A 24,690-nucleotide genomic window follows, 5' to 3' on the forward strand; every position below is an offset into this window, starting at 1 on the left:
ATAAGGAGAGATTTCACGATGATTTTCAAAGTGTTTTACCAAGAAAACGCAGACGAGGTGCCCGTGAGAGAAAAAACGAAAACACTCTACATCGAAGCAGAATCAGAGCGGGATGTACGCCGAAAACTCGAAGGCCGTCCGATCAATATTGAGTATATTCAGCCGTTAGAGGGAGCGCATCTAGAATACGAAAAGAAAAGCCCGAACTTTCAAGTATTGGAGATTTCATCATGAAGCTGTTGACAGACCAGCAAGTTGGCGTTTTTGCCCTCGGCGGACTGGGTGAAATCGGAAAAAATACATACGGCGTACAATTCCAAGACGAAATCATTGTCATTGACGCGGGCATTAAGTTCCCGGAAGATGAGCTGCTCGGGATCGACTACGTCATTCCAGACTACTCCTATTTAGTGAAGCACGCAGACAAAGTAAAAGGACTGTTCATCACCCACGGGCACGAAGACCATATCGGCGGCATTCCGTATTTGCTCCGGCAGGTGAACATCCCGATTTATGGCGGCAAATTGGCGCTTGGGCTTATTCGCAATAAACTTGAAGAGCACGGGCTGTTGCGCCAGGCAAAGCTCATTGAAATTCGCGAAGACGATGTCATCCGCTTCCAAAAAACGGCCGTCACCTTTTTCCGGACAACGCACAGCATTCCGGACAGCTACGGTATTGTTGTGAAAACGCCAGTCGGGCAAATCGTTCACACTGGAGATTTTAAATTCGACTTTACGCCGGTCGGCGAGCCGGCCAATTTGACGAAAATGGCCGAAATCGGGAAAGAAGGCGTGCTTTGCCTGCTATCGGACAGCACGAACAGCGAGATCCCGCATTTTACGATGTCGGAGCGGCGCGTCGGCGAGAGCATTCACGACATTTTCCGCAAGGTGGAAGGTCGCATCATTTTCGCCACGTTCGCCTCAAACATCCACCGTCTCCAACAGGTGACGGAAGCAGCCGTCGCCAACAACCGAAAAATCGCTGTCTTCGGCCGGAGCATGGAAGCGGCGATTGAGATCGGACAAGACCTCGGCTATATCAAATGTCCGAAAGGCACGTTCGTCGACGCGAACGAAATCAACCGCCTGCCGGCCAACCGGGTGACAATTTTATGCACCGGCAGCCAAGGCGAGCCGATGGCCGCCTTGTCGCGCATCGCGAACGGCACGCATCGGCAAATTCAAATCATCCCGGGCGATACGGTTGTCTTTTCCTCGTCACCGATTCCGGGCAACACGGTAAGCGTCAACCGGACGATTAACATGCTGTACCGAGCCGGCGCTGAGGTGATCCATGGTCCGCTCAACGACATCCATACGTCCGGCCACGGCGGGCAGGAAGAGCAAAAATTGATGATCCGGCTGATGAAGCCGAAATATTTCATGCCGATCCACGGCGAATACCGAATGCAAAAAATGCATGCCAAGCTCGCCATCGACTGCGGCGTGCCGGAGGAAAACTGCTTTATTATGGACAACGGCGAAGTGCTTGGCATCAGCGACAAAGAAGCGCGCATTGTCGGTAAGATCCCGTCCGGCTCCGTCTACATCGACGGCAGCGGCGTCGGCGACATCGGCAACATCGTCTTGCGCGACCGCCGCATTTTGTCCGAAGAAGGGCTCGTGATTGTCGTCGTCAGCATCAACATGAAAGAGTTCAAAATCGCCGCCGGCCCGGACATTATTTCTCGCGGCTTCGTCTATATGCGCGAGTCAGGTGACTTAATCAGCGAAGCGCAAGTGTTGATCTCCAAGCATCTCGAAAAAGTGCTGGAACGAAAAACGAATCAATGGTCGGAGATCAAAAACGAAATTACGGAAACGCTCGCTCCGTTCTTGTACGAGCGGACGAAACGGCGGCCAATGATTTTGCCGATCATCATGGAAATCTAAAGAAAAAAGGGCGTCCTTGCAAAAGGATGCCCTTTTTCCGTTATCATCATGCACAGGCCGCCTGCCCGCCGTCAACCGACCACTTTTTCCTCAAACCGGTCAATGTCGCTGTCAGCGCCGATGACAACCAACACATCGCCTTTGCGGATGATTTCCGAAGCGAGGGGGGAGACGATGACGCTTGCTCCACGCTTGATGGCGACGATGTTGATGCCGTAGCGGGCGCGGATGTCAAGCTCCAAAAGCGAATGGCCGTCAAGCCGCTCGCTTGCCACGATTTCAACAATGCTGTATTTGTCCGACAGCTCCAGATAATCTAGGACGTTGTTGGAAATCAAATTGTGGGCGATCCGCTCGCCCATGTCGCGCTCTGGGTGCACGATTTGGTCAGCGCCGATTTTTTTCAGCACTTTCTCATGGTAATCGTTTGTCGCCTTGACCGTAATATGGTTGACGCCGAGCTCTTTTAAAATAAGCGTCGTCAAAATGCTCGCCTGGATGTTGTCCCCGATCGCGACGATGACATGGTCGAAGTTGCGGATGCCTAAACTTTTCAGCACGTTTTCATCGGTCGTATCGCCGACGACGGCGTGCGAAGCGATCGAGGCAAATTCATTCACTCGGTCTTCGTCAATATCGATGGCCAATACTTCCATCCCTTGTTCGCTCAGCGTGCGGCAGATGCTGCCGCCAAAGCGCCCGAGGCCGATGACGGCAAACTGTTTCTTTTTCATTGACACTCCTCCATCGTTGATCAAGCATTGTTTCTTCCTCTTATTTTAGCAAAAAAGAAAAAGGAACGAAAACGATCTTCGCTCCTTTTCCACCATCCTTTGCACCATGTGATTCCGCAAAAAAAAAACGGGCTGCCAGCGCGCACAGCCCGAACGTTCGATCATCAGCGGAGTTTTTCTTCGACTTTTTGGCAAATCTCTTCTGCGGTGAGCCCGCTCGCTTCAATGACCGGACCGGACGTCACGATGTTGTGAATGCCGGCGATATTGGCGTCCAGGCCGGTAATGACGCAGCAGTCGCAGCCTCTTGCGTCTTGCTCCCCGCGGAGCGGCACAACATTATACCCTCTTTCTCTCAATGCCTCTTGCACATCAGTCAGCGATGGCTCGACACCGATTTTCGCCATCACACTCCACCTCCTCACACATAATGTGCCTTGTCAGAGGTGGAACTATACTTTCGAATTCCCCTTCCAGGAAAAATAGTCGATCAAAAAAGCGATCGCGCGGTCGATCGCCGCTTCATCCGGGGCCAGCTTCGCATGATGCAGCCCATAGGGCGAGGCGACACCAAGCCAAAACATAAAACCCGGGATGTCCGCCAGCATATAGCCGAAATCTTCGCCGGTCATCGCCTCTTTGCAACGAATGACGTTCACGCCGCCGTGCGTCTCGGCAAACTTCATAAATTCCGCTGTCAGCTCCGGATCGTTGTACACTTCATGGTACATGGCACCGTAATCGATGGATGCTTCACATTCGTACGCGACTTCAATGCCATGCACGATCGCTTCAATCCGCCGCTTCACCTTCTGCATCGCTGCAGTCGACAGCGTCCGAATCGTTCCTTCGAGCCGGGCGTGCTCCGCAATGACGTTCTGTACCGTCCCACCGACAATTTTCCCGATCGTAATGACCGCGCTGTCAAGCGGATCGACGTTGCGGGCGACGATCGACTGCAGTTGCGTCACCAATGCGCAGGCGGCGACGACCATGTCATTCGCTAAATGCGGAAACGCCGCGTGGCCACCTCTTCCCTTCAAATCAATAAACAGCTCCGACGTATTGGCAAACAGCAACCCTTCTTTCGTTGCAATCGTACCGACTGGATATTCCGGCGCAATATGCAAGGCGACGATCATATCCGGCTTCCATTCCCGCATGATGTCGCTTTCTAACATTGGCTTTGCTCCGCCCGGTCCTTCCTCGGCCGGCTGGAACACAAACAGCAAATCGTCTTTCAATGGATGATGAGCAAAATGGGTGAGCACGCCAAGAGCGATGCTCATATGCACATCGTGGCCGCACGCGTGCATGTGCCCTTCATGTTTCGACCGATACGGCAAACCGGTCTCCTCACGAATCGGCAGCCCGTCCATATCGGCGCGGTAGCCGATCGTTTTGCGCGGCGATGTTCCGTTGACTTTGACAAAAATCCCTGTTTTCCACGTCCGGACTTGAAGCCGCTCTTGCGGCAGGGACTGGATATAGCGAAGCAAATATTGCTGCGTCTTAAACTCCTGAAACCCAAGCTCCGGGATTTGATGCAAGTCGCGGCGAATGGCGACAAACGGACTGATCGTTTCCATCCTCTCTCCTCCATGGGCAAAAAAGCTGTCCTCGTGTGAAGGGACAGCCTTTGTTGTGATTATAATTGGCGAAGCTCCTGTTTAATCTCCGTTTTCGCCCGCGTTTGCTCGTCGATCTGCTTAATGACGCGCGCCGGCACGCCGGCGACAACCGTATACGGCGGCACGTCTTCCACGACAACCGCGCCGGCAGCCACAACCGCTCCTTTGCCCACGGTGACGCCTTCTAAAATGACGGCGTTCGCCCCGACGAGCACATCGTCTTCAATGACGACCGGCTTGGCTGATGGCGGCTCGATCACGCCTGCCAACACCGCGCCGGCGCCGATATGGCAGTTTTTCCCGACCGTCGCCCGGCCGCCGAGCACCGCGTTCATGTCGATCATCGTTCCTTCGCCGACGACGGCGCCGATATTGATGACCGCTCCCATCATAATGACGGCGTTGTCGCCGATTTCGACATGGTCGCGGATGATGGCGCCCGGCTCGATGCGCGCCTTGATGCCTTTCAAATCCAAGAGCGGAATGGCCGAGTTGCGGCGGTCGTTCTCGACGACATAGTCCTCGATTTTGTCTTGATTCGCTTCGATTGCTGCTTGAATGTCTTGCCATTCGCCAAACACGACGCCGACGTTGCCGGTAATAAACGTTTTCGCGCTTGAGCCGAAATCGATGCCTTCGAGATCCCCTTTTATGTATACTTTGACTGGTGTCGATTTTTTGCTGTTTTGAATAAACGAAATGATTTCATTGGCGTCCATCATCTTCATGGGCGATATCCTCCTTTACACCTGTATTCTTTTTTACTTTAGCAAAACAGAGATCATCGTGACAAGCATAAATTCATCGAACAAAATTTTGCAGCACCTTCTCGAAGGCTTGTACTTGCGGAAGTTGCCATGCTGCTTCCGAACTGATCAACCAAAGCCAGCTGCGCTTGTTATTGCATACGATTACCTTTCTGCTCATTGTTCAGCTTCTTTTCGGCCTGATTTCCGGCCGCCATTAGGCTTCCGCAGCTGTTTATTCAGTTGCTTCAGTATTTCCCGTCGAGTGAAAATGCCCGCAAAATAGCCGTCATCATTTTCCACACACACGAACGGATGGTTGACAATCAGCCCGATGGCCTTCATCAGGCTGTCGTCAAGCCGCAGGCGCGGAATGTTTCGGTTCATCACTTCTTCGACCTTCATCGTCTCGAGCCGTTCAAATTCGATGCGCTCCAATCCTAAAATCGCATCCATCATCATCGTCATGCTGATGAGCCCGTGAAGCTTATAAGATGTGTCCAATACCGGAATCGCCGAATAGCCGGTTTTCGTAAGGACGAGCAGCGCATGATCCAAATAATTTCCCGGCTGCACATGCGCCACTTTATCCGCCGGAATCAGAAAGGGCTTCACAGTCATTTGCATGAATTCATTGTGTTCCCATGTCATGCCGATGTTCCGCCTTTCTTCTGCATCTTCTCCTCTCCACACTGTTATCATACCATAAAAAAGACTATCGCTTCCTGCGATAGCGATAGTGCACAATGACTTTTATCCTTCCTCTGTCAACAGGCGGTCGTATAAACGCAACAGCTGCCGATACCGGCGTTCATCGACCGCCTTGTCTCCGTTTTCGATATCCGCCAGCTCAGAGCGGATGAGCTCGAGTGCATATTGCTGGCTGAACAAAACGTCAAGCAATAACGCCGCCTCCTCGCCCGACAGCCTTGGCGGCAGCCGCTTCGCCATCTCCATTCCCCCTTTGCCCTTTCCGCTTTCATATATATTCGCCGGCAAAGGAAAAAAGTCGTGGAAAAAACCGTCATTTCCAAACGATCAAAAAATGAAGCGAAAAAACGGCTTTCTCTCCTTAAAGCAGACAGATGCGTGATATTTTGTGCATGGCGGCCATCAAAAAAGGTGTCCCGCCTCTGTTGGGACACCTTCCGTTCAATAATATCGAAGCGCCAAATAACCGATGGCAAACACAGCAAGCAAGACGGCGAGCACATACGCAAGCAATATCGGGTTGCGCAAATAGGCATGCTCCTCAACTGCTTTCGGGATCGGTCCGTCAAGCTCTCCTTGCCATCGCTGCTGGCGGCCGAGTCGGACCGTATAAACGAATCCAATGACCGCAATCAATACAGAAAGGACAGATAATACGAAAGTCAGCTGTGCCATACGTTTCACCTCATGCTTACTTTTCCGCAATGAGGCGATTTTATACGATCAATAATGAGCATCATGCTCAAACAAATAGCTGTACGACAAGTCGATAAACAAGTAATGGCGCTCATCGATCGGATACGAATACGTCCGGATCGTTTCCCCTGTTTCAATGTCCGTGTATAAATCGGACAAAATCCCTCTTCGGCGCGAGCGCATGCGAATGATGTTTTCCAAAAAATACGGGCGCCAGCTCCAGTTTTTCATATAATATTGCGGCTCAAGCTCCCACCGGCCGCCGCGCTTGAACATATTGCCCGACTGCTGGAAGCCGTCCTCATCACAAACATAAATGCGGAAGCAAACGTCGTCGAGCTCGCCGGCCAATAGGGAAATGAGCTCGTTAAAATCGGCGGCTTTTTTGTATTTGCCAAGCAGTGTGCTGATCCGCTGCTGAAACTGCTCAGCAATTTGATACAGCGTTTCAAGCTTTTTCTTCTCCTGCTGGATGAAGCGATGGCACTCTTGGCGGAGCAAGTCTTTCAACAAATCGCGCGGCACGACCTCAGGCGCCGGCTTGGCCAAATAATACCCTTGATAATAGCGGCCGCCATGCCGCCAAGCATACTGAAGCTGAAACGACGTTTCGATGTCCTCATACAGGAGCGTCGCTCCGATTTTGCGCGCCAACAGCGAAATCGAGTGAACGATTTCCTGGTATGCTTGATGAACGGACGTTTTCCGCAATTCACGCAAATCGATTTTTAAAATGTCAGGCGACAAGACGCCGATTCGCTCAAGATGAATGCTATGTTCGGCGATGTTGTCGACCGCCACTTTAACGCCGTATGTACGAAGATACGTCAATAAATGGCTGAGCTGATCGACGTCTCCCTTGAAATGCTGCTCATTGATTTCCAAAACAATGCGGCTAAGCGCCAACCCTTTTGCTTCATAGGAGAGAAGCAGCTGCAAAAACGATTCGCCGCGGTCAAGCATGAGCAAGTTGGCGTCGCGGTTTAAAAAAATGAGCAGCGTTTGATCAGCGAGTGACAGAAAATAGTCGAGCGCCTTTTTCGTGATCACATCATCCACTTCGATGCGAAATTCTTCTGGAATGGTTTCATCATGAAAAAACGATCCAAGGCTGACCGGTCCTGTTTCCGTTTGAAACCGACCGAGCACTTCATAGCCGACGACCCCATGCTCATCGGCGCTGAAAATCGGTTGATAGTGCGGAATCACTTGCGGCAAGTTGGCCATAACGTCTAATGCATCCATCGTGCTCACCTCATTCCCATCGACCATCTTTGCCCTTATTATAGCATAATTGCCTCATCGTTCCCGACGCAAAAAAAGCGGCTCCCCTGACAGCAGGGAATCCGCTTGTGACAAAAGCCGTTACGTGCAATGAGCCGGTTGCCCGCGATAAATGAAGAAATACCGCCTGCAATCCCTTTTGGGTGAGGACCATCTTGCTTTACGGCAAATTTGATTAAAACGGCCGCCGGTTCAGCCATTGGCCGCCGTCGACTGTGATGCAAGCGCCGTTAATGTAAGCGGCTTCATCGGAAAGCAAAAACGAAGCGACCGCCGCGATTTCTTCCGGCGTTCCGAGCCGCCCAAGCGGCACGCTCTCGATCGTCATCCGCTCTGCCTCTTCCGACTCCCAAAGACGTTCCGCCCCGCCTGTCCGCTCGATCGGACCCGGGGCGATGGCGTTGACGCGGAAGCCGTACTTTTTCCCCCATTCCACGGCAAGCGTGCGCGTCATCGCCAGCACTCCAGCCTTGGCGCTCGCTGAATGAATGACCCCGGCGCCGGCATGCCAGGCGTATGTCGCAACGATGTTGATGATCGTTCCTTTCAAGCCGCGCTGAATCCAATAGTTGCCGACTTCCCGGCTGCAGTAAAACGTGCCGTTTAAAACGATGTTAATGACGCTGTTCCAGCCGTTGATCGACAACTTTTCCGCCGGGCAAATGAAATTGCCCGCCGCATTGTTGATGAGGGCATCGATGCGGCCAAACTCCTCATCAGCCCGCTCCACCATGTGCGCCACTTGTTCCGGGTTGCGCACATCCATCGGAACCGTAAGCACTTGTCCCCCATCCGGCGTAGCGATTTCCCGCTTGGCCTCTTCGAGCGCCTCTGCCCGCCTTCCCGTAATGACGACGTTGGCCCCCTCAGCGACAAACCGCTTCGCCATATATTTCCCCATTCCGCTCGACCCGCCCGTCACAATGATTACTTTTCCGTTCATCCATTTCTCCTCCCTATGACTGATTACTCATTCATTTCTATCATATCTTGACACTCCACACGGCTAAAGCCGTGGGATTCTTGGGTCGTTCGCGTCCTCATCCCTTTCGAGTTCGGACCACGCCCAAGTTCGGGGCTGTGTCATCAGCCCATCCCATCCGGTTAGATAGGTACCCGAATGGGCGGCGCACCTGTGACCAGTGCGCTAGGTTAGGCGCTCAAGCCTGAAATCGCTTTGGCGATGTTGATCGCCCCATTTAAGTCGGCGTGGATGGTGTATCCGCATTTTTTACACTGAAAGTGGATGCCATTGCGATTTTCCTTTTCCCGATGCCCACATTTACACGTTTGGCTCGTGTAGGTCGGATTCACCCACTCCACTTTAATGCCTGCCATTTCGGCTTTATAGGCGATCATCGTTTGCAGCTGATGAAACGCCCAGGAATGAAGGCTTCGTCCTGCTTCTTTTGCGGAAGTTGCCCGTTTCCGAATCCCCGTCAAATCTTCCATCCGAATCACGCCAACACCGTTGACGAGGGCAAAGTTGACGATTTGACGGCTGATTTTATGGTTCACATCCTTCATCCAGCGGGACTCTTTATGGCCGATTTTGCGAATCATATGAAGCTTCTTGGCTTTGCCCAATTCTCGCCGCAGAGCCGCATATCGTCTGCGAATGAAGGCACATGGATTCCCTTTGAAAAACAACGATTTCGTTCCAACGCTAGCAACGGCGATATATCGCAGCCCTAGGTCAACGCCCATCACGTTCGTTTCGTTTCGTTGTTCCACTTCAAACGTGATGGTGATGGCGAAGTACCATTTCGTTTTCTTCTTGTAGAGCTTGGCTGTCCCTTGTTTGGCTGTTCCATTGAGCAGCCGATTCAGCCATGCTTCTTGATAGGGACGCGTGACCACAGGCACGCCAATTCGCTTCTCTAATGTCGGAAATGAAATGGTGTAAAAATCTCCCTTTCGTTCGACTTTCCAATTTTGATTGTTAAAGCAACACCATCGTTTTCGAAATTGCTTTGCCTTCTGATGTTTCTTTTGAGACTTCACATCTCGAATGGTTTGACAGGCAATTGCAGACGGAAACCATTGTGATGAAAATTCTCTAAAAATCTTGCTGGTTGCTTTGTTTAATTCAGGATGATTCAAGAGCCAATTCGCAAATTGGGTGTTGATGTTGGTCATCCGTTCATACATCTCTTGTTTGGCTTTGGTCGGCTTGTGAAGCTCCAATTTCAAGGTGATGGTGGGCATCCTTTCACCTCCTCATGTTTATTATACCATTATGCTCGCTTTCCTCTCACCTCGAAAGAAGTGGGTTTTCTCGCTCGCATTTCTATAAAATAGTGGAATATTCGAACATCTTAGTCCTCCTATTGTCCTTTTCCCTCTCTTTTCGTTATAATAAAGCTGCTTGTGAAAGGACGGCGAAACGATGCACCATATCGAAACAACCAAACTAAGCCGGCGCGCCTTTTTGAAAAAGCTGACGCGCACAAGTTTCAGCGCAGCGCTGGCGACGGCAGCCGCCTTTGGCTACGCCCGCTGGATTGAGCCGGCCGAGCTGACCGTGACGCACCATACGCTGTCGCATCCTCTGATCCCAAAGTCGTTTGCCGGCGTCAAGCTGTTGCAGTTCAGTGACATCCATCTCGGCCATTATTACGGCTTGGAACGCTTTTACCGCAGCATCGGCCGCATCAACGAACTCGGGCCCGATCTCGTCGTATTCACAGGCGATCTGCTCCATGAGGCGAACCGGTATCCGCACATCGACGCGGTCGCTGAGGCGTTGGCTGGCGTCCGCGCTCCTCTCGGAAAATTTTGCATTTACGGAAACCATGATCACGGCGGCTACGGAACAGATATTTACCATCGATTGATGGAACGAGCCGGTTTCCGCGTTCTCATCAATGAGCATACCCTCGTCCGACGCGGCCATGACGCGATCGCTATCGCCGGCAGCGACGATATGATGCTCGGGCAACCGGACTGGTCGAAAATGACGAACGGCATTCCGCCGGCGACATATACGATCGCCCTCGTTCATGAGCCGGACGGTGCCATTGAGGCGCGCCGCTTCCCTATTCACGTTCAGTTGTCTGGCCATAGCCACGGCGGGCAAATTCAGTTGCCGTTTATCGGGCCGCTCATCACGCCGCCGCTGTCTGAGCGGTATTATGAAGGGTTTTACCACGTCGGCGGGCTCTTGTTGTACGTCAACCGCGGTCTTGGCACGACGCGGGTGCCGCTTCGCTTCTTCGCCCCGCCGGAGTTGACCGTTTTTTCGCTTGCTCCTAGTTAGAAGCGGGACAAACTAGCAACAATGCCGCTTCCTATGTGATCTTTCTATGTTATAATAGAAAGAAAAAAGGAGACATGCCGATGAAACCGGTGCAATTGACGGTCGACAATATTGCCAAAGCGATTTTTACCGTCAACCGCCATGCCAAAACAGCATTGAACCCTTCGTTTCTTTATCTTCTGAAGAAAAAAGCGATCGAGAAGCTGCTTGAGGAGGGCAAGGCGAAAAAAGTCGGCCTCCATTTTTCACGCAATCCGAAATACAGCCAACAGCAATCCGACGTGCTCGTCGCCGTCGGCGACTACTATTTCCACATCCCACCGACGAAACAAGATTTCGCTGCCCTTCCGCATCTTGGCGCTCTCAACGATTCGTACCGCAACCCTCCAGCTCGGATGCCGCTGTCGGAGGCCAAAGCCATTCTCATCGCCTACACCGGACTGAAGGAAAAACCGGAACAAAGTCCGAAACAGCTGACAAGGCCGGTATTTAAACGGCTCGGCGACCGCTATTAAGCGGCCGCCGGTTTTTAACAGGAGGCTCACCTTGGTGCCAGGGCGGCAACAGGGGAGCTGATGCCTCTTTTCGCTTCATCTTTCCCCCGCATTTTCGCTTCCTTTCATGAAGACCATGCCCTCCTGTTTCGTTGCTCTAAAACCAACAATCTGGCTGCTGTTCTGTCGGCTACGCTGACACCCCTTTCCGCTTTATGCTCCCCCATTGCTTTTTTCGGCGAATGGCATCGATCACCCCTTCGCACCGCCACCAAGCGGTAAGCGGGCGGTACCAAAACGTCTCGGTCAACGCGAAGAAAAAAAGCTTCACCAAATCAGAAACGCTCGGGAGCTTCCGCTCGGTCCATTCTTCAAGCAAGACGGCGGCGGCTGAGAAGAGCGAACCGTACAAAACCGAAACCGTCAGCAAAAGAAGAGCGAATTCGATGTACAGGATTCCGAGAAATAAGGAGAAAACAACGACAATATTCGCCCGCTTCGATCACCCACTGTTGCTGCCGCGAAGACGACCAACAGCGCCATCACTCATCCAGCTCCTTCAGCAGCCGGCGCAGCCGCGCCTCAAGTTCAAGCCATTTGAACGGCTTTGTCACATATTCGTCCGCCCCTCGGTTCAAAGCATGGGCAATATCCCGCTCATCTTGGCGCGACGTTAGCATCATCACCTTGTATGGCTTTCGCTCTTGACGGAGGCGGTTCAGCACCTCAAGGCCGTCCATTTTTGGCATCACCCGATCCAAAATGACGACAGATTGCCGCCCGCTTTGATAAAACGGAGATTCGAGAAACGAAAGGCCGTCGCCAAACTCGTAAATGTCTACTTTCCTCCCCTGTTCATTGACGAGCTTGCGGACAAGATCAGCGATCATCATCCGCACGAGTTCATCGTCGTCCACGATGGCAATCGCCCATCGCCGCCGATCCGTTGGCGCTTGACGTGGGGCCTCATCCGAAGAACCGCTTTTCTCACGCGCCGCCTCTTCGATCCGATTGCCGCCGCCTCGTTTCGCCGCATACAGCGCCTTGTCGGCGAGACGCAGCCAATGGTCAAGCGGCCGATCCGGTTCATCGCACTCAACCAAGCCGGCGGAAAACGTGCATGATAGAAGTGCGCCATCCACCTCGACTTTTTCGGCGGCGAACTGGCGTTGCAGCCGCTCAAGCACTGCACGCGCCTCGCTTTTGGACGTTTTGGCCAGCCAAACGACAAACTCTTCGCCCCCAAAGCGAACGATCGTATCCACTCCGCGTGTATGTTGGCGCAAAAAGGCAGCCAGCTTTTGCAATACCGCATCGCCTGCAAGGTGGCCGAAGCGGTCGTTGACTTGTTTGAAATGGTCCAAATCAAGCAACGCCAAACAGCTTGGCGCTCCGGAACGCTCGAGGTCGCTCCGAAGACGGGCGTATACCCGCGGCAAATACTTCCGGTTGTACACACCTGTCAATTCGTCAATGAGCACAAGGTCATCGATTTTTCGTTTTTTTTCAATGAGCCGACGAACGCGAACGAACAGTTCATCTGCCGCTGGGGAGGCGATGACATCATCCGCGCCAAGCTCATAACCTTTCAACCGCCCCTCTTTGCCCTCGTCTCTGCTCACAATGACAACAGGAAGATAGGAGCGCTGTCCGGCGCGCTCAAGCAAAACCGTCAAGTCAAGATCTTCCCACTCTCCCTCCTTCACGCTGACGATGATGCAATCCGGGCTGAGACGAAACATCGACGCGGCCGCCTGCTCAAGGGAGGGGAGCGTCATGAAACGCCATGGCACGGTTTGCAGGGCGCCGCGGACGTAGGCAAAAAACAGGGGGTCATTTCCACAGAGGAGAATAGCTGCTTTCGGCCCTTGGCGGTGCGAGGAGGGAATGATGGCAGAAGCCGCTTCCCCGGCTTCATAGAAGCAGCGAAGGAGAGGAACCATCTCCATCAGCGCCTCCTCCGCTGTCCATTGCCGTTCCGTTTGGCTGTTCAACCGATGAATGAGCCGCTCCGCTTCGGCAACGATATCGCTGCGGCCAACCACCGCCGCCGTCCGGCCAACAGCATCGAAAAATCGGGCCAATTCCGCACCGTCAAGCGGCGGTCCCGTCCTCCATCGTTCGTATTGTTCATGGATGCGATCCAACAGTGAGGCGACAGATCGATCCATATTCCCTCTCCTTTCGATCATCGTTCCGTTTTTCCCAACCGACTGACATCCTCCTTTTTTCCTATTACTAATATAATCGATCCAAGTAAAAAAATTAAAAGAAAAGACGCGCAACATCCAACAATTTCACAACCGCATAAAAAAGCCGCTGCCTTTTTGCAACGGCTTTGTTCAATACAAAAAGTCCAATAGGCGGCGGTCAGCTAAATTCGTGTCAACCGGGCAGACTTCTGCATCACGCCCGTACTGCCACACCCAGACATTCGCGCTGCAAGGCGGGGCGGCCGGCTGATAGCGCGGCGCTTTCTGCTCTTTCGTCGTTCCCGGCCTTGGTGCGGCGCTCCAAATGACCGCCTGCACCGCCACTTGGTTGTTCCGGCTGACCGCCTCGCAATAGGCAACGCCGAAATCCCCTTTCGTCGGGTCCGCGTACAGCCCCGGCCGGTATCCGGTCGGATAGAGCGTTTCCACCCAAGCAGCGATCCAAGCGGCATCCACGGCGAAAAAGTCTTCGATGTTGGCAAACAGCAGTTTATTTTTCGGAATGCCGAGCCGCCGCGCATGGAACACCGCGTTGCGCGCCGCCACCTGGCCGTTCGCATAGCCGACCGCTTCGCGGAAGGCGTTATAAATCGGCAGCACCTTCACGCCATAGTTGCGGATGCGGGCGATCTCGTCGCGTGTCAACCCTTCGGACACGTTCGGCACTTCCGACAAATAACGGCCCCAAAATTTCGGATAGCCAAGCTCCGTCCGCACGCATTGAAACAGCTGATCCGTTACGACTTGCGCCGAGTCGACGCCCCAAATGCCTCTTGCCATCGTTTTCCCTCCTTCGCGCTCACGCTGCCGTCATTATGTAATTATATATATGAGGGGAACAGCATGTTTTATACGGCTACTGGCGGCGCTCCCGCTCCTCCTTCGCCCAGTCGCCTTTCAACAACTGAAACCAGCCGTTGCGCTTAAACCAGACGAACATCGTCATGCCGATCACCGCCATGGCGGCCAATACAACAAAGTATCCGTACTTCCAGTGCAATTCAGGCATATAATCAAAGTTCATCCCATAAATGCCGGCAATAAAGGAGAGCGGCATGAAAATGGTCGTAATGGCTGTAAATGTCATCATAATGTTGTTCATTCGATTCGAGTTGAGCGATAAATAGCTGTCGCGGATATCCGCGGTAATTTCTCGGTTTGTCTCAATCATTTCCGACAACTTCAGCAAATGATCGTAAATATCATGAAAGTACAGCTGCCGTTCTTTCATGCGCTGCAGCCGGTCGGAATGGATGATGCGGTACAACAAGTCGCGCATCGGCACGATCGTCCGGCGCAGCTTCGATAAATCACCACGGATGTCAAACACTTTTTCAATAATGTCATGAATCGGTTCGTTGTTCGTATTCTCCTCTAAATCGTTCAGCACGTCTTCAATATGGTAAAGCGGTGGGAAATAATCATCCACAAGCTTATCGATCAGCCGGTACATGACGTGAAACGGCCCCTGCTGAACATCTTCTTCATGCTTCAATCGCTCCCACACCTCGTCGACGGCATGGATCGGCGACTTATGAAACGAAACGATGAAGTTTTGCCCGACAAACAAATCGACCTCCTCAGCCTCCAGCGTCATCCCGGCAATGGCATGAAGAACGACAAACAAGTAGCGGTCGTAAAAATCGAGCTTCGGCCGTTGCACATATTCGAGACAGTCTTCAATCGCCAGTGGGTGGAAACGGAAAAAGGAGGCGAGCAACTCCGATTCCTCATCCGTCGGCTCATGAAAGTCAACCCAATACCATGAGACGTCTGGGCTGTTGACAAGCGTTAAGTCAACATCATATAAAATCTCAAATTCTTTTGTCACGACACACGTGCGAATCATCGCCATCACCTTTGCCTTGTTCTCCTCTTATCATAACCGAAAAACTGTTAAGCCCCAACAAAAAACGGGTATAAAAATCATGTAGAGAAAAAATTGACAAAAAATATTTATCTAAATTTTCTTTACATTGGCATCAAAAACGACGATAATATAATAAAGGGAACTGTTTCGTTCCCATATGGGAGGGACTGAATCATGTACGAAAAACAATACCCGAATGAAGGCGCCGTTTTGTTCAACCAGCCGGAAGAAAAAAGCAGCTACGGGCCGATGGCCGAACAAGTGCTGAAAGAAGCGATCTTCCAGTTTCAAAGAAAAAAACTGATGGAACAAATCGATGAAGCGCTCGCGGCCGGCAACAAACCGTTGTTTTTCAAGCTTTCCGCCCAATATAACGACCTGTTGAAAAAATACGGCGCGTAAAAGGAGCGAACGAAGTTGGAAAGTGAATCGTCGATGACCAAGTGAGCCCCATTTCCGTTTGAGGAAACAATCCGGACGGAAAGGGGCTCATTTTTGTTTTTTCGTTTTCCTCGCCAATGGTACAATAGAAACAAAAAAGAAAGGTGGACAACCGGTGAAACACCTCATTCAACCACGCGTTCAAGCCATTCAGTTATCAGGCATCCGCCAATTTTTCAACCTTGTCGCCGACCGGCCGGGACTTGTTTCCTTGACGATCGGCCAGCCTGATTTCCCAACGCCCGATCATGTCAAAGCGGCCGCTCAGGAAGCGATCGCCGCCGATTTCACGACGTATACAGCGAACGCCGGCCTGCTTGAACTGCGCCAGGCGGCTTGCCAATTCGTCGCTGACAAGTACGGCCTTCGCTACACGCCGGACGAAGTCATCGCCACCGTCGGCGCCAGCCAAGCGCTTGATATCGCGTTTCGCACGATTTTGGAGGAAGGGACGGAAGTGCTTCTTCCCGCGCCAGTCTATCCTGGCTATGAACCGCTCATCCGCCTGTGCGGGGCGAAACCGGTGTACATCGACACAAGGCCAAACGGTTTCCGTCTGTCGGCCGAGCTCATTGCGCCTTATTTGACGGAAAAGACGCGCTGCCTCGTTCTTCCATACCCATCAAATCCAACCGGGACGGCGCTGTCAGCCAAAGAGCTTGAGAACATCGCTTCCCTTTTGAAAGGACGGCCGATTTGGATCGTTTCCGATGAAATTTACAGCGAGCTCGTTTACCACGGACGCCATCGCTCGATCGCCGAGTGGCTGCCGGAGCAGACGATCGTCATCAACGGTTTAAGCAAATCGCACTCCATGACGGGTTGGCGCATCGGGTTTGTCTTCGCTCCAGCGTTCGCCGTTGAACAAATGGTGAAAGTGCACCAATACAGCGTCTCGTGCACGTCATCGATCAGCCAAAAAGCGGCGGTGGAGGCGCTGACCGCCGGCAAAAACGACGCCGAGGTGATGCGCGCCGCCTACGCCGAGCGGCTTGAGTATGCCTACAGTCGTCTCACCGCCATGGGGCTGCCGGTTGAGAAGCCGGATGGAGCCTTTTACTTGTTTCCGTCAATCGCCGCCTTTGGCATGTCTTCGTTTGATTTTGCCCTCGATGTCGTCGAAAACGCCGGCGTCGCCCTCGTTCCCGGCAGCGCCTTTTCCGAATACGGTGAAGGCCACGTCCGCCTGTCGTACGCTTATTCGCTCGATGTGCTCAAAGAAGGGCTTGACCGGCTCGAGCGGTATATCCAAACGAAGCGCCGCAGACAGTAACTGTTTTCAAAAATCGTATCGGTTTAGACCGCCATGCCCCATAAGAAAAAGGCTGCTTTTCTTTCGACTTTTGTTCACCATTGGCTTTAGGGGGATATACAAGAAAAGGTGTCCCGACCTTTTTGGGACACCTTCTTTACTTATGGCACAAGCAATAGCTTGCCATGCGTTTTCCGTCCTTGCAAAAGCCAATGCACACTAGCGGCTTGCTCAAGCGGATAAACGCCGCCGATCGTCAGCTTCAGGCTTCCTTCCTGCACCCACGCGAGCAATTCCCGCAAACTTTGTTCGTACAACGCCCGCTTTTTCATGATTTGCGGCAAGAAAAAGCCGATCACCGACCAGTTTTTTGCCATCAACCGGACTGGATTGAGACGCGTCATTTCCCCGCTCGCCGCCCCATATACGACCAGGCGGCCGAACGGAGCAAGGCAATCGAGCGTCTGATGAAATACATCGCCGCCCGCCATTTCCAAAGCGACATCGACGCCGCGCCCACCGGTCGCCTCCATCACGGCCGCAGCCCAGCTGTCTTTTGTATAATCAATGGTGACATCAGCGCCAAGCTGTTTGGCGAGCGCCCGTTTTTCCTCCGTGCTTGCCGTGGCGATGACCATTTTTGCGCCGAACCGTTTCGCCAATTGGACGGCAATCGTCCCAACGCCGCCGGCTGCGGCGTGAACGAGCACCGTCTCCCCTTCTTCCAAGCGGCCCATTGTTTTGAGAATATGGTAGGCGCTTAGCCCTTGCACCGGCAAGGCCGCCGCCTGCCGGGCATCCATTCCATCCGGAAGCAGCACGACCGCCCGTTCATCGACAGCGACAAACTCAGCGTAGCCGCCGGATTCGATCAAAGCGACGACGCGTTGCCCCGGGCGGACCGTTTGCACCTCCGGACCAACTTCACGGACAACGCCGGCCACTTCCGTCCCAGGTATGAACGGAAGCGGCGTCGGCACGACATAGCGGCCTTCCCGTCGGGCTGTATCCGCATAGTTGACGCCGATCGCTTCAGCTTCAATCACTACTTGCCGCCCCGTGGGCTTCGGACGTTCGCCTTCGCAAACACGCAAGACATCCGGTCCACCGTATTCAACGAATTGGACAAATTTCATGGCGATATCCCCTCTTTCGTTACTTTTGTTGACGCCATATCGCGCAGTTCCAGGCCGAACGGCCCCAGCTCAAGTTTTGGAACGGCAGAAAGCGCCCCATGTCGGTTGATGTAGTCGATTTCTTTTTCCAAGCCGTACGCCGTCATCCAGCGGCCGACGCGCGAAGCGGACAACACTTCCTTCGCCTTTCTTTCACCCGAATATTGCCGATAAAAGAGCCATGCGGCCGTCGCACTGTCGGACAGCTCCGCCGCGTTGATCCCTTTCTCGATCAAGCAGTGCACAAAGTAGCCGGCGCCATAAAAGTCTTCCAGGCAAAAACGGCCGGACGAGCCGGAACAAATCACAATGATCGTCTCTTCCTGATGCCAATGGCAAATATGCTCGCTGACCGCCGGGCTGTTCAGCAAACTCGCCGCGTACACCGCATGGGCTGGCTGAGCTCTGCGAATCGCCACCGTGCCATTGGTTGTCGATAGCACGACTGTTTTCCCCGGGCAAACCGTTTGCAAAAATAGCGGCGCCGGTGGATGAAAACCGGCGATCGTCCGCCCTTCGTATTCGCCGACGAGCTCATAGCTGCCCGCCGGCAAGCGAAGCGCGATCTCCTTGGCCTCCTCGGCATCGCGCACCGGGATCACCGAACGAGCGCCGGCAGAGAGCGTTGCCGTAATCGACGAGGTAGCAAGCAAAACATCGAACACGACAGCCACCTTTCCGTCAGCAAGCGCCATCTCATCAATGTCTTCTTTGCGCAGCACGACATGCACTTTTGTCATCACGCCGCCTCACCGTCCTGTCGCCAGCTGCCATGCATGCCCAATGAGCGCTTCGACAAACTGGCCGAAATGCCGAAACCGCTCATCGTTCGTCTGTCCGCGGCGGTAACGGTAATAAATTTGCTGGCAAATGACCGCTAATTTAAAGTAGGCAAACGTTAAATAAACGTGCATATCGGACACATCACGGCCGCTTTTTTTGGCATATGCCTCAATAAACTGTTCGCGCGTATAAAAACCAGGGCGGACCGTGACCGGCGCGCGGCCAAACCCATTTTTGATGAGCGGAGGATCGTCTTCCTCAATCCAATAACTCATGGCCACCGCCAAATCGGCAAGCGGGTCGCCGACCGTCGACATCTCCCAATCAAATAAACCGACCATTTTCGTTACATCATCCTTGGCAAACAAAGCGTTATTCAGCTTAAAGTCATAATGGATCACGGTCGCTTCGCGCTGCGGTGGGATATGAGAAGCGAGCCAATTCATCAGCGCCTCGGCTTCCGGAATATCATCCGTCTTGGCCCGCTCATAGCGCTGAATCCACCCGTGCACTTGCCGTTCCATAAACCCATCCGGCTTTACCATCTGAACGAGGCGTGTTTTCGTATAATCAATTTGATGAATGCGGACAAGCGTCTCTACCATCGTCTCGGAGATGCCACGGCAAACGTCTTCTGTCGGAATGACGCCATCGGGAAAATCGCTGTCAATCACGACGCCATGCCGCCGCTCCATGACGAAAAACGGGCTTCCGATCACCGATTCGTCCTCACAAAAATAGAACGGTTTCGGCGCCAACGGGAACAACGGATGGATTTCAGAAAGCCACGTGCTCTCCCGCTTCATATCGTGCGCTTTCGGCGGCACCGGGCCAAACGGCGGACGGCGCAGCACCGCCTCCCACTCCCCACAGCGGAGCAAATACGTCAAATTCGACCGGCCGGCGGAAAATTGCTGGATCTCGAGCTCCCCATCCGGCATGTCCGGCAGCACCGTGCGCAAAAACTTGGCCAACTTCTCAGCCGGCAGTTCTTCCCCTTTGCGCACCGGAATAATCGCTGTCATCTCCCTTTCCCCCTTGGTCAACAAATTCAAGCGCGCCATGCCGCCGCACGGACAGCATCCATCGACACACATCGGCTCAGACTTGTTTGTCTCTCTTTTCACTCGGCTTTCGAGACAGACGACGCGCTCATGCCATCAAGCAGAATCACCACCATCTGTTTCGCCACCTCGGCATCGGTCAGCTCGCCATCCGGGCGAAACCATTGGTAGCTCCAATTGGCCGCCCCAAGCACGGTAAGCGTGGCGATCGATGGCGACAAATCGCGGCGCAGTTCACCGCTTTTCATTCCTTCCTCAATTAACGCCTGCAACCGATGACGAAACAAATCGCGCTTTTCTTTTACTTTCTGTAAATGCTCCTCATTCAAATGCTTCATTTCGCGAAAAAAAATGCGCGCTTCCCGTCCTTGCCGTTCGACATTATGGATGAGCATGAAGATAATATCATACAGCTTTTCCCGCACCGAGCGCTGTTTATCGCTTATAATGCGCTCCTCTTCGTCAAGCAGCCTTTCAATGTAGCGAAGGTGAATATCCATCAACAGTTCTTCTTTGCTTGTAAAATAGTAATAAAACGTCCCTTTTGTCACCCCAAGGGCGTCAACGATGTCTTGGATCGATGTTTCGCTGAACCCATTTTGTTCAAATAGTTCGATGCTGACAGCCATAATTTTCTCCTTCACGTTTTTACACCTCTTGTCTAATATGATTGCTGTCAGCTATTGTACCATAAAACGGCCAAGCCCGCTTAGGACTTGGCCGAAAGCCGCGCCGTTATTGCGAGCGGGACGCTTCTTCACGCAAGGCGCGGCGCAAAATTTTGCCGACGTTCGTCTTCGGCAGTTCGGCACGGAACTCGACGATGCGCGGCACTTTGTACGCCGCTAAGTTTTTCCGGCAATGGGCAAGAATATCTTCTTCGCTTGCCTGCATTCCATCTTTTAAGACGATGATCGCCTTCACCGTTTCGCCGCGGTATGGATCAGGCACGCCAACCGCCGCCGCCTCTTTCACCGCTGGGTGTTCATACAGCACTTCTTCGATTTCGCGCGGATAAATATTATAGCCCCCAGCGATGATCAAATCTTTTTTCCGATCGACGATCGTCACATACCCTTCCTCGTCAATCGAAGCCAAGTCCCCGGTGTACAGCCAGCCGTCGCGCAGCGCCACTGCCGTTTCTTCCGGCATGTTCCAATAGCCTTTCATCACTTGCGGTCCGCGGATAATCAGCTCGCCGACTTCGCCTGGCGGCAGCTCTTGCGTGCCAGTCGCCACATCGACGACTTTGTACTCGGTCAGCGGCATGCCGATGCCGACCGTGCCCGGCTTGCGCGCGGCAAACGGCGGGTTGCAATGCGTCACCGGCGAGGCTTCTGACAATCCGTATCCTTCGAGGACAACCGCCCCGGTTTTCGCTTCGAAGTCGCGCATCAATTCAAGCGGCATCGGCGCGCTGCCGCTGTTGCACGTTTTAATGCTACTGATGCCATATTGCTCGACTCCGGGCGTATTTGTAATAGCGACATACATCGTCGGCACGCCTGGAAACACGGTCGGCTGCTTGTCGCGAATCGTCTCCAACACTTCTTTCAGCTCAAAGCGCGGCAGCAAAATGTTTTCCGCTCCTTGGTAAATGGCCAAGTTCATTCCCGACGTCATCGCGAACACGTGGAACAACGGGATGACAGTTAAATATCGCTCTTTCCCGAACTCAAATGTCCCTTTGAAAAATTCGGCGCATTGCAAGACGTTGACGAAAATGTTGCGGTGGGTGAGCATCGCCCCTTTTGAGCGCCCTGTCGTCCCGCCAGTATATTGCAACACAGCGACGTCATGCGTTGATTCGATCGGCACCGGGCGCACAGCTCCGCTTCCTGCAGCAAGAAATTCGTCAAACGTGACATCTCCTTCAGCCAGCGAAACGGATGGCGGCGCTCCGAAGCTGACAGTGATCGCTTGTTTGACGGCTGTCTCCCCTCTGACAGCGGCAAGGCGCGGATAAAGCGGTTCGTAAATGACGATCATCTCCGCTCCGGAATCGTTCAGCAAATACGAGAGTTCACGTTCGACAAGCATCGGATTCACTTGGGTGACGATGGCGCCCGCCTGCAAAATGCCATAGTAAGCGATGACATATTGCGGGCAGTTCGGCAGCATGATCGCGACCCGATCCCCTTTTTGCACCCCAAGCGCCTGCAGGCTCGAGGTGAAACGGTTGACTGCTGCAGCGAGCTCGGCGTAGGTGATCGTTTTGTCATAAAACGTCAGCGCCGGCTGAGCGCCAAATTCCGCCGCCCGTTCATGCAGTACATCGCATACCGTTTTGTCGGGAATATCCATATAGAACGAAATGTGTTCAGGATAAAGAGACAACGCCCGTTTTTCGCTCATTTGCGTTTCCCCCTTTTTTCATTTAATTAAATGCCGGTCGCATGGCTGCCGCCGTCAACGACGAGGAGCGCGCCCGTGACAAAGGCGGACGCCGGGGAAGCGAGAAACAAGACGGCCCCTTTCAAGTCATCTTCGCCGCCAAAGCGGCCGAGCGGCGTATGCTCGAGCACTTTTTTCCCGACGCGCTCAAGAACGACTTTTGACATTTTCGTTGGGAAGAAGCCTGGCGCCACCGCGTTGACGCGAATGCCGTGCTTCCCCCATTTGGCCGCTAGGTCCCTCGTAAACGTAATAACCGCCCCTTTGCTCGTGTTGTAGCCGATCGTATTTAAAATGTCCGGGTGCGTGCCGCCAAGGCCAGCGACGGAAGCGATATTGATGATGGAGCCGCCGGTTTGTTTGGCAATCATCACCTTGCCGACCGCCTGGCTCATGAGAAACGTGCCGGTAACGTTGACGTTGATCACCTTTTGCCATGCCTCAAGCGGCATTTCCTCGACCGGCGCTCCCCACGTCGCTCCGCTGTTGTTCACTAAAATGTCGATGCCGCCAAACTCTTTGACGGTCGTTTCGACGACATGTTTGACCTCCTCCGGATTCGTCACATCGCACCGCAGCGCCAGCGAACGGACGCCGAGCTGTTCAAGCTTTTCTTTCACTTGCTCGCACGCTTCCACTTTCCGCGAACAAACGACGACATTCGCCCCGGCTTCAGCGAGGCCAATGGCGATTTGCTCGCCGAGCCCGCGCCCACCGCCAGTGACAATGGCGGTTTTTCCCTCGATTTTAAATAAGTCCAACACATGCATATGGCCACTTCCTCTCCCTTTATTGTTGATATTGCCGCAATTCAAGCTTGGCAACTTGCTCTTTATGCACTTCGTCCGGCCCATCGGCCAAACGGAGCGTGCGCGAGTTCGCCCACATGGCGGCAAGCGGAAAATCGTTGCTCACCCCAGCGGCGCCAAACGCCTGAATGGCACGGTCGATGACCTTCAGAGCGACATTGGGCGCCACCACTTTAATCATCGCAATTTCTTTGCGCGCCGCTTTGTTGCCGACCGTATCCATCATGTACGCCGCCTTTAGCGTCAGCAAGCGCGCCTGCTCGATCTCAATGCGCGACTGGGCGATCCACTCGCGGATGACGCCGTGTTCAGCGAGCGGCTTGCCGAACGCCACCCGCGACTGTACGCGCCGGCACATGAGTTCAAGCGCTCGCTCCGCCGCTCCAATCAAGCGCATGCAATGGTGCATCCGTCCCGGGCCAAGCCGACCTTGAGCGATGGCGAACCCTTTTCCTTCGCCCCAAATGATGTTTTCTTTCGGCACGCGCACATGGTCATACGTAATTTCGGCATGTCCGTGCGGCGCATGGTCAAAGCCGAACACCGGCAGCATCCGTTCGATTTTCACTCCTGGCGTATCGAGCGGAACGATGATCATCGACTGTTGCTCATGTTTTGGCGCATCCGGATTCGTTTTTCCCATGACGATGGCAACTTTGCAGCGCGGGTCGCCGGCTCCAGACGACCACCATTTCCGCCCGGTGATGACATACTCATCGCCGTCGCGGACGATGGAGGCGCGAATGTTCGTCGCATCGCTCGACGCGACATCCGGCTCCGTCATCGAAAAGCATGAGCGGATTTCCCCGTTTAACAACGGGATCAGCCATTTTTTCTTTTGCTCCTCTGTGCCATAGCGGACGAGCACTTCCATGTTGCCGGTATCGGGCGCATTGCAGTTGAACACTTCCGGAGCGATGAGCGAACGGCCCATAATTTCGCAAAGCGGCGCGTATTCGACATTCGTTAATCCCGCGCCGTATTCGCTGTCTGGCAAAAATAAATTCCACAGTCCTTCTTTTTTCGCCTTTTCCTTCAATTCTTCCATGATCGGCGGCACGCCCGACCATCTCGACTCTTGTACGTTTAGCTGCTCTTCGTATACTTTCTCATTCGGATAAATATACTCTTCCATGAAAGCGCTTAATTTTTTGATCAACTCTTTCACTTTCGGCGAATAGGAAAAGTCCATATGCTCCCCTCCCTTTTATACTAACCGGTTGGTATGTCCTTTCT

General features: G+C 53.3%; 26 protein-coding genes and 1 pseudogene. 6 read left to right on the plus strand and 21 right to left on the minus strand.

Features of this window, described 5'->3' with window-relative positions; all coding sequences use genetic code 11:
- The first annotated feature begins 18 nt into the window (after positions 1–18).
- Together B1A75_RS12270 and rnjA are read left to right on the plus strand one after the other, a co-directional pair.
- Positions 19–234: a DNA-dependent RNA polymerase subunit epsilon gene (locus B1A75_RS12270; RefSeq protein WP_013145900.1), complete on the plus strand. Its 216-nt coding sequence runs from the start codon at positions 19–21 to the stop codon at positions 232–234.
- A complete protein-coding gene (gene rnjA, locus B1A75_RS12275; protein WP_011230553.1) occupies positions 231–1,898 on the plus strand; it encodes a ribonuclease J1 in 1,668 nt (555 codons plus the stop codon). Before B1A75_RS12270 ends, rnjA begins: the two co-directional genes overlap by 4 nt.
- A gap of 71 nt (positions 1,899–1,969) precedes the next feature.
- Here rnjA and B1A75_RS12280 read toward each other — a convergent pair whose 3' ends face one another.
- From B1A75_RS12280 to B1A75_RS12325, 10 genes are all read right to left on the minus strand, one after another.
- Positions 1,970–2,632: a potassium channel family protein gene (locus B1A75_RS12280; protein ID WP_013145901.1), complete on the minus strand. Its 663-nt coding sequence runs from the start codon at positions 2,630–2,632 to the stop codon at positions 1,970–1,972.
- Positions 2,633–2,796: 164 nt separating this feature from the next.
- On the minus strand, positions 2,797–3,039 hold the full coding sequence (locus B1A75_RS12285) for a YkuS family protein (RefSeq protein WP_074043547.1): 243 nt from the start codon (positions 3,037–3,039) through the stop codon (positions 2,797–2,799).
- A 45-nt stretch (positions 3,040–3,084) separates the two neighbouring features.
- Positions 3,085–4,221 carry an N-acetyldiaminopimelate deacetylase gene (locus B1A75_RS12290; protein ID WP_074043546.1) on the minus strand — a complete coding sequence of 379 codons (1,137 nt, stop codon included), beginning with the start codon at positions 4,219–4,221 and terminating at the stop codon, positions 3,085–3,087.
- A 59-nt stretch (positions 4,222–4,280) separates the two neighbouring features.
- Positions 4,281–4,991 (minus strand): 2,3,4,5-tetrahydropyridine-2,6-dicarboxylate N-acetyltransferase, encoded by a 711-nt coding sequence (gene dapD / locus B1A75_RS12295; RefSeq protein WP_011230549.1) that lies wholly within the window; start codon positions 4,989–4,991, stop codon positions 4,281–4,283.
- A gap of 195 nt (positions 4,992–5,186) precedes the next feature.
- Positions 5,187–5,660, minus strand: coding sequence for a cyclic-di-AMP-binding protein CbpB (cbpB, locus tag B1A75_RS12300; RefSeq protein WP_074043545.1), 474 nt, complete (start codon positions 5,658–5,660; stop codon positions 5,187–5,189).
- 102 nt (positions 5,661–5,762) lie between these two features.
- Positions 5,763–5,960, minus strand: a complete 198-nt coding sequence (abbA, locus tag B1A75_RS12305) for an antirepressor AbbA (protein ID WP_074043544.1) — start codon at positions 5,958–5,960, stop codon at positions 5,763–5,765.
- A gap of 201 nt (positions 5,961–6,161) precedes the next feature.
- Entirely contained in the window at positions 6,162–6,395 is a 234-nt protein-coding gene (locus B1A75_RS12310) for a hypothetical protein (RefSeq protein ID WP_074043543.1), read from the minus strand.
- A 48-nt stretch (positions 6,396–6,443) separates the two neighbouring features.
- Positions 6,444–7,661, minus strand: coding sequence for an EAL domain-containing protein (locus B1A75_RS12315; protein ID WP_079936278.1), 1,218 nt, complete (start codon positions 7,659–7,661; stop codon positions 6,444–6,446).
- Between the two features lie 214 nt (positions 7,662–7,875).
- A complete protein-coding gene (gene fadH, locus B1A75_RS12320; RefSeq protein ID WP_074043541.1) occupies positions 7,876–8,643 on the minus strand; it encodes a 2,4-dienoyl-CoA reductase in 768 nt (255 codons plus the stop codon).
- A gap of 209 nt (positions 8,644–8,852) precedes the next feature.
- Entirely contained in the window at positions 8,853–9,908 is a 1,056-nt protein-coding gene (locus B1A75_RS12325) for an RNA-guided endonuclease InsQ/TnpB family protein (protein WP_079936279.1), read from the minus strand.
- Positions 9,909–10,089: 181 nt separating this feature from the next.
- Between B1A75_RS12325 and B1A75_RS12330 the strand changes: the two genes are divergently transcribed.
- Complete coding sequence (locus tag B1A75_RS12330) at positions 10,090–10,959, plus strand: metallophosphoesterase (RefSeq protein WP_074043540.1); 870 nt, start codon at positions 10,090–10,092, stop codon at positions 10,957–10,959.
- A gap of 80 nt (positions 10,960–11,039) precedes the next feature.
- A complete protein-coding gene (locus B1A75_RS12335; protein WP_074043539.1) occupies positions 11,040–11,474 on the plus strand; it encodes a YkyB family protein in 435 nt (144 codons plus the stop codon).
- A 169-nt stretch (positions 11,475–11,643) separates the two neighbouring features.
- Here B1A75_RS12335 and B1A75_RS12340 read toward each other — a convergent pair.
- The 4 genes and pseudogenes from B1A75_RS12340 to corA form a co-directional block, all read right to left on the minus strand.
- A pseudogene (locus B1A75_RS12340) lies at positions 11,644–11,940 on the minus strand (glycosyltransferase family 2 protein); the annotation flags it as partial.
- Between the two features lie 55 nt (positions 11,941–11,995).
- Entirely contained in the window at positions 11,996–13,624 is a 1,629-nt protein-coding gene (locus B1A75_RS12345; RefSeq protein WP_079936280.1) for a diguanylate cyclase, read from the minus strand.
- A 171-nt stretch (positions 13,625–13,795) separates the two neighbouring features.
- Positions 13,796–14,446 carry a glycoside hydrolase domain-containing protein gene (locus tag B1A75_RS12350; RefSeq protein ID WP_079936281.1) on the minus strand — a complete coding sequence of 217 codons (651 nt, stop codon included), beginning with the start codon at positions 14,444–14,446 and terminating at the stop codon, positions 13,796–13,798.
- Between the two features lie 76 nt (positions 14,447–14,522).
- Positions 14,523–15,521, minus strand: coding sequence for a magnesium/cobalt transporter CorA (corA, locus tag B1A75_RS12355; RefSeq protein WP_074043537.1), 999 nt, complete (start codon positions 15,519–15,521; stop codon positions 14,523–14,525).
- A 189-nt stretch (positions 15,522–15,710) separates the two neighbouring features.
- Here corA and B1A75_RS12360 point away from each other — a divergent pair, with 189 nt between their 5' ends.
- Both B1A75_RS12360 and B1A75_RS12365 read left to right on the plus strand, forming a co-directional pair.
- Entirely contained in the window at positions 15,711–15,938 is a 228-nt protein-coding gene (locus B1A75_RS12360) for an IDEAL domain-containing protein (RefSeq protein WP_011230536.1), read from the plus strand.
- Between the two features lie 154 nt (positions 15,939–16,092).
- Positions 16,093–17,250 carry an aminotransferase A gene (locus B1A75_RS12365; protein WP_079936282.1) on the plus strand — a complete coding sequence of 386 codons (1,158 nt, stop codon included), beginning with the start codon at positions 16,093–16,095 and terminating at the stop codon, positions 17,248–17,250.
- Positions 17,251–17,390: 140 nt separating this feature from the next.
- On the opposite strand, the gene B1A75_RS12370 is transcribed toward B1A75_RS12365, so the two are convergent.
- From B1A75_RS12370 to B1A75_RS12400, 7 genes are all read right to left on the minus strand, one after another.
- Entirely contained in the window at positions 17,391–18,365 is a 975-nt protein-coding gene (locus tag B1A75_RS12370; RefSeq protein WP_079936283.1) for a quinone oxidoreductase family protein, read from the minus strand.
- Positions 18,362–19,144: a 2-phosphosulfolactate phosphatase gene (locus tag B1A75_RS12375; protein WP_079936284.1), complete on the minus strand. Its 783-nt coding sequence runs from the start codon at positions 19,142–19,144 to the stop codon at positions 18,362–18,364. Before B1A75_RS12375 ends, B1A75_RS12370 begins: the two co-directional genes overlap by 4 nt.
- Positions 19,145–19,153: 9 nt before the next feature.
- Positions 19,154–20,212, minus strand: a complete 1,059-nt coding sequence (locus tag B1A75_RS12380) for a phosphotransferase family protein (RefSeq protein WP_079936285.1) — start codon at positions 20,210–20,212, stop codon at positions 19,154–19,156.
- 98 nt (positions 20,213–20,310) lie between these two features.
- Positions 20,311–20,895, minus strand: coding sequence for a TetR/AcrR family transcriptional regulator (locus B1A75_RS12385; protein WP_483299635.1), 585 nt, complete (start codon positions 20,893–20,895; stop codon positions 20,311–20,313).
- Between the two features lie 91 nt (positions 20,896–20,986).
- Positions 20,987–22,606, minus strand: a complete 1,620-nt coding sequence (locus B1A75_RS12390; RefSeq protein ID WP_079936287.1) for a long-chain-fatty-acid--CoA ligase — start codon at positions 22,604–22,606, stop codon at positions 20,987–20,989.
- Positions 22,607–22,632: 26 nt separating this feature from the next.
- Complete coding sequence (locus B1A75_RS12395; protein WP_079936288.1) at positions 22,633–23,415, minus strand: SDR family oxidoreductase; 783 nt, start codon at positions 23,413–23,415, stop codon at positions 22,633–22,635.
- Between the two features lie 19 nt (positions 23,416–23,434).
- Entirely contained in the window at positions 23,435–24,646 is a 1,212-nt protein-coding gene (locus tag B1A75_RS12400) for an acyl-CoA dehydrogenase (RefSeq protein ID WP_079936289.1), read from the minus strand.
- Between the last annotated feature and the right edge of the window lie 44 nt (positions 24,647–24,690).

Origin of the sequence: Geobacillus sp. LEMMY01, assembly GCF_002042905.1 — a bacterium.
Lineage (GTDB): Bacteria > Bacillota > Bacilli > Bacillales > Anoxybacillaceae > Geobacillus > Geobacillus proteiniphilus.

Coding starts and splice junctions, on each gene's coding strand:
- B1A75_RS12270 (WP_013145900.1), top strand. CDS start 19: ATGATTTTCAAAGTGTTTTACCAAGAAAACGCAGACGAGGTGCCCGTG.
- rnjA (WP_011230553.1), top strand. CDS start 231: ATGAAGCTGTTGACAGACCAGCAAGTTGGCGTTTTTGCCCTCGGCGGA.
- B1A75_RS12280 (WP_013145901.1), bottom strand. CDS start 2,632: ATGAAAAAGAAACAGTTTGCCGTCATCGGCCTCGGGCGCTTTGGCGGC.
- B1A75_RS12285 (WP_074043547.1), bottom strand. CDS start 3,039: ATGGCGAAAATCGGTGTCGAGCCATCGCTGACTGATGTGCAAGAGGCA.
- B1A75_RS12290 (WP_074043546.1), bottom strand. CDS start 4,221: ATGGAAACGATCAGTCCGTTTGTCGCCATTCGCCGCGACTTGCATCAA.
- dapD (WP_011230549.1), bottom strand. CDS start 4,991: ATGAAGATGATGGACGCCAATGAAATCATTTCGTTTATTCAAAACAGC.
- cbpB (WP_074043545.1), bottom strand. CDS start 5,660: ATGACATGGGAACACAATGAATTCATGCAAATGACTGTGAAGCCCTTT.
- abbA (WP_074043544.1), bottom strand. CDS start 5,960: ATGGCGAAGCGGCTGCCGCCAAGGCTGTCGGGCGAGGAGGCGGCGTTA.
- B1A75_RS12310 (WP_074043543.1), bottom strand. CDS start 6,395: ATGGCACAGCTGACTTTCGTATTATCTGTCCTTTCTGTATTGATTGCG.
- B1A75_RS12315 (WP_079936278.1), bottom strand. CDS start 7,661: ATGGATGCATTAGACGTTATGGCCAACTTGCCGCAAGTGATTCCGCAC.
- fadH (WP_074043541.1), bottom strand. CDS start 8,643: ATGAACGGAAAAGTAATCATTGTGACGGGCGGGTCGAGCGGAATGGGG.
- B1A75_RS12325 (WP_079936279.1), bottom strand. CDS start 9,908: ATGCCCACCATCACCTTGAAATTGGAGCTTCACAAGCCGACCAAAGCC.
- B1A75_RS12330 (WP_074043540.1), top strand. CDS start 10,090: ATGCACCATATCGAAACAACCAAACTAAGCCGGCGCGCCTTTTTGAAA.
- B1A75_RS12335 (WP_074043539.1), top strand. CDS start 11,040: ATGAAACCGGTGCAATTGACGGTCGACAATATTGCCAAAGCGATTTTT.
- B1A75_RS12345 (WP_079936280.1), bottom strand. CDS start 13,624: ATGGATCGATCTGTCGCCTCACTGTTGGATCGCATCCATGAACAATAC.
- B1A75_RS12350 (WP_079936281.1), bottom strand. CDS start 14,446: ATGGCAAGAGGCATTTGGGGCGTCGACTCGGCGCAAGTCGTAACGGAT.
- corA (WP_074043537.1), bottom strand. CDS start 15,521: ATGGCGATGATTCGCACGTGTGTCGTGACAAAAGAATTTGAGATTTTA.
- B1A75_RS12360 (WP_011230536.1), top strand. CDS start 15,711: ATGTACGAAAAACAATACCCGAATGAAGGCGCCGTTTTGTTCAACCAG.
- B1A75_RS12370 (WP_079936283.1), bottom strand. CDS start 18,365: ATGAAATTTGTCCAATTCGTTGAATACGGTGGACCGGATGTCTTGCGT.
- B1A75_RS12375 (WP_079936284.1), bottom strand. CDS start 19,144: ATGACAAAAGTGCATGTCGTGCTGCGCAAAGAAGACATTGATGAGATG.
- B1A75_RS12380 (WP_079936285.1), bottom strand. CDS start 20,212: ATGACAGCGATTATTCCGGTGCGCAAAGGGGAAGAACTGCCGGCTGAG.
- B1A75_RS12390 (WP_079936287.1), bottom strand. CDS start 22,606: ATGAGCGAAAAACGGGCGTTGTCTCTTTATCCTGAACACATTTCGTTC.
- B1A75_RS12395 (WP_079936288.1), bottom strand. CDS start 23,415: ATGCATGTGTTGGACTTATTTAAAATCGAGGGAAAAACCGCCATTGTC.
- B1A75_RS12400 (WP_079936289.1), bottom strand. CDS start 24,646: ATGGACTTTTCCTATTCGCCGAAAGTGAAAGAGTTGATCAAAAAATTA.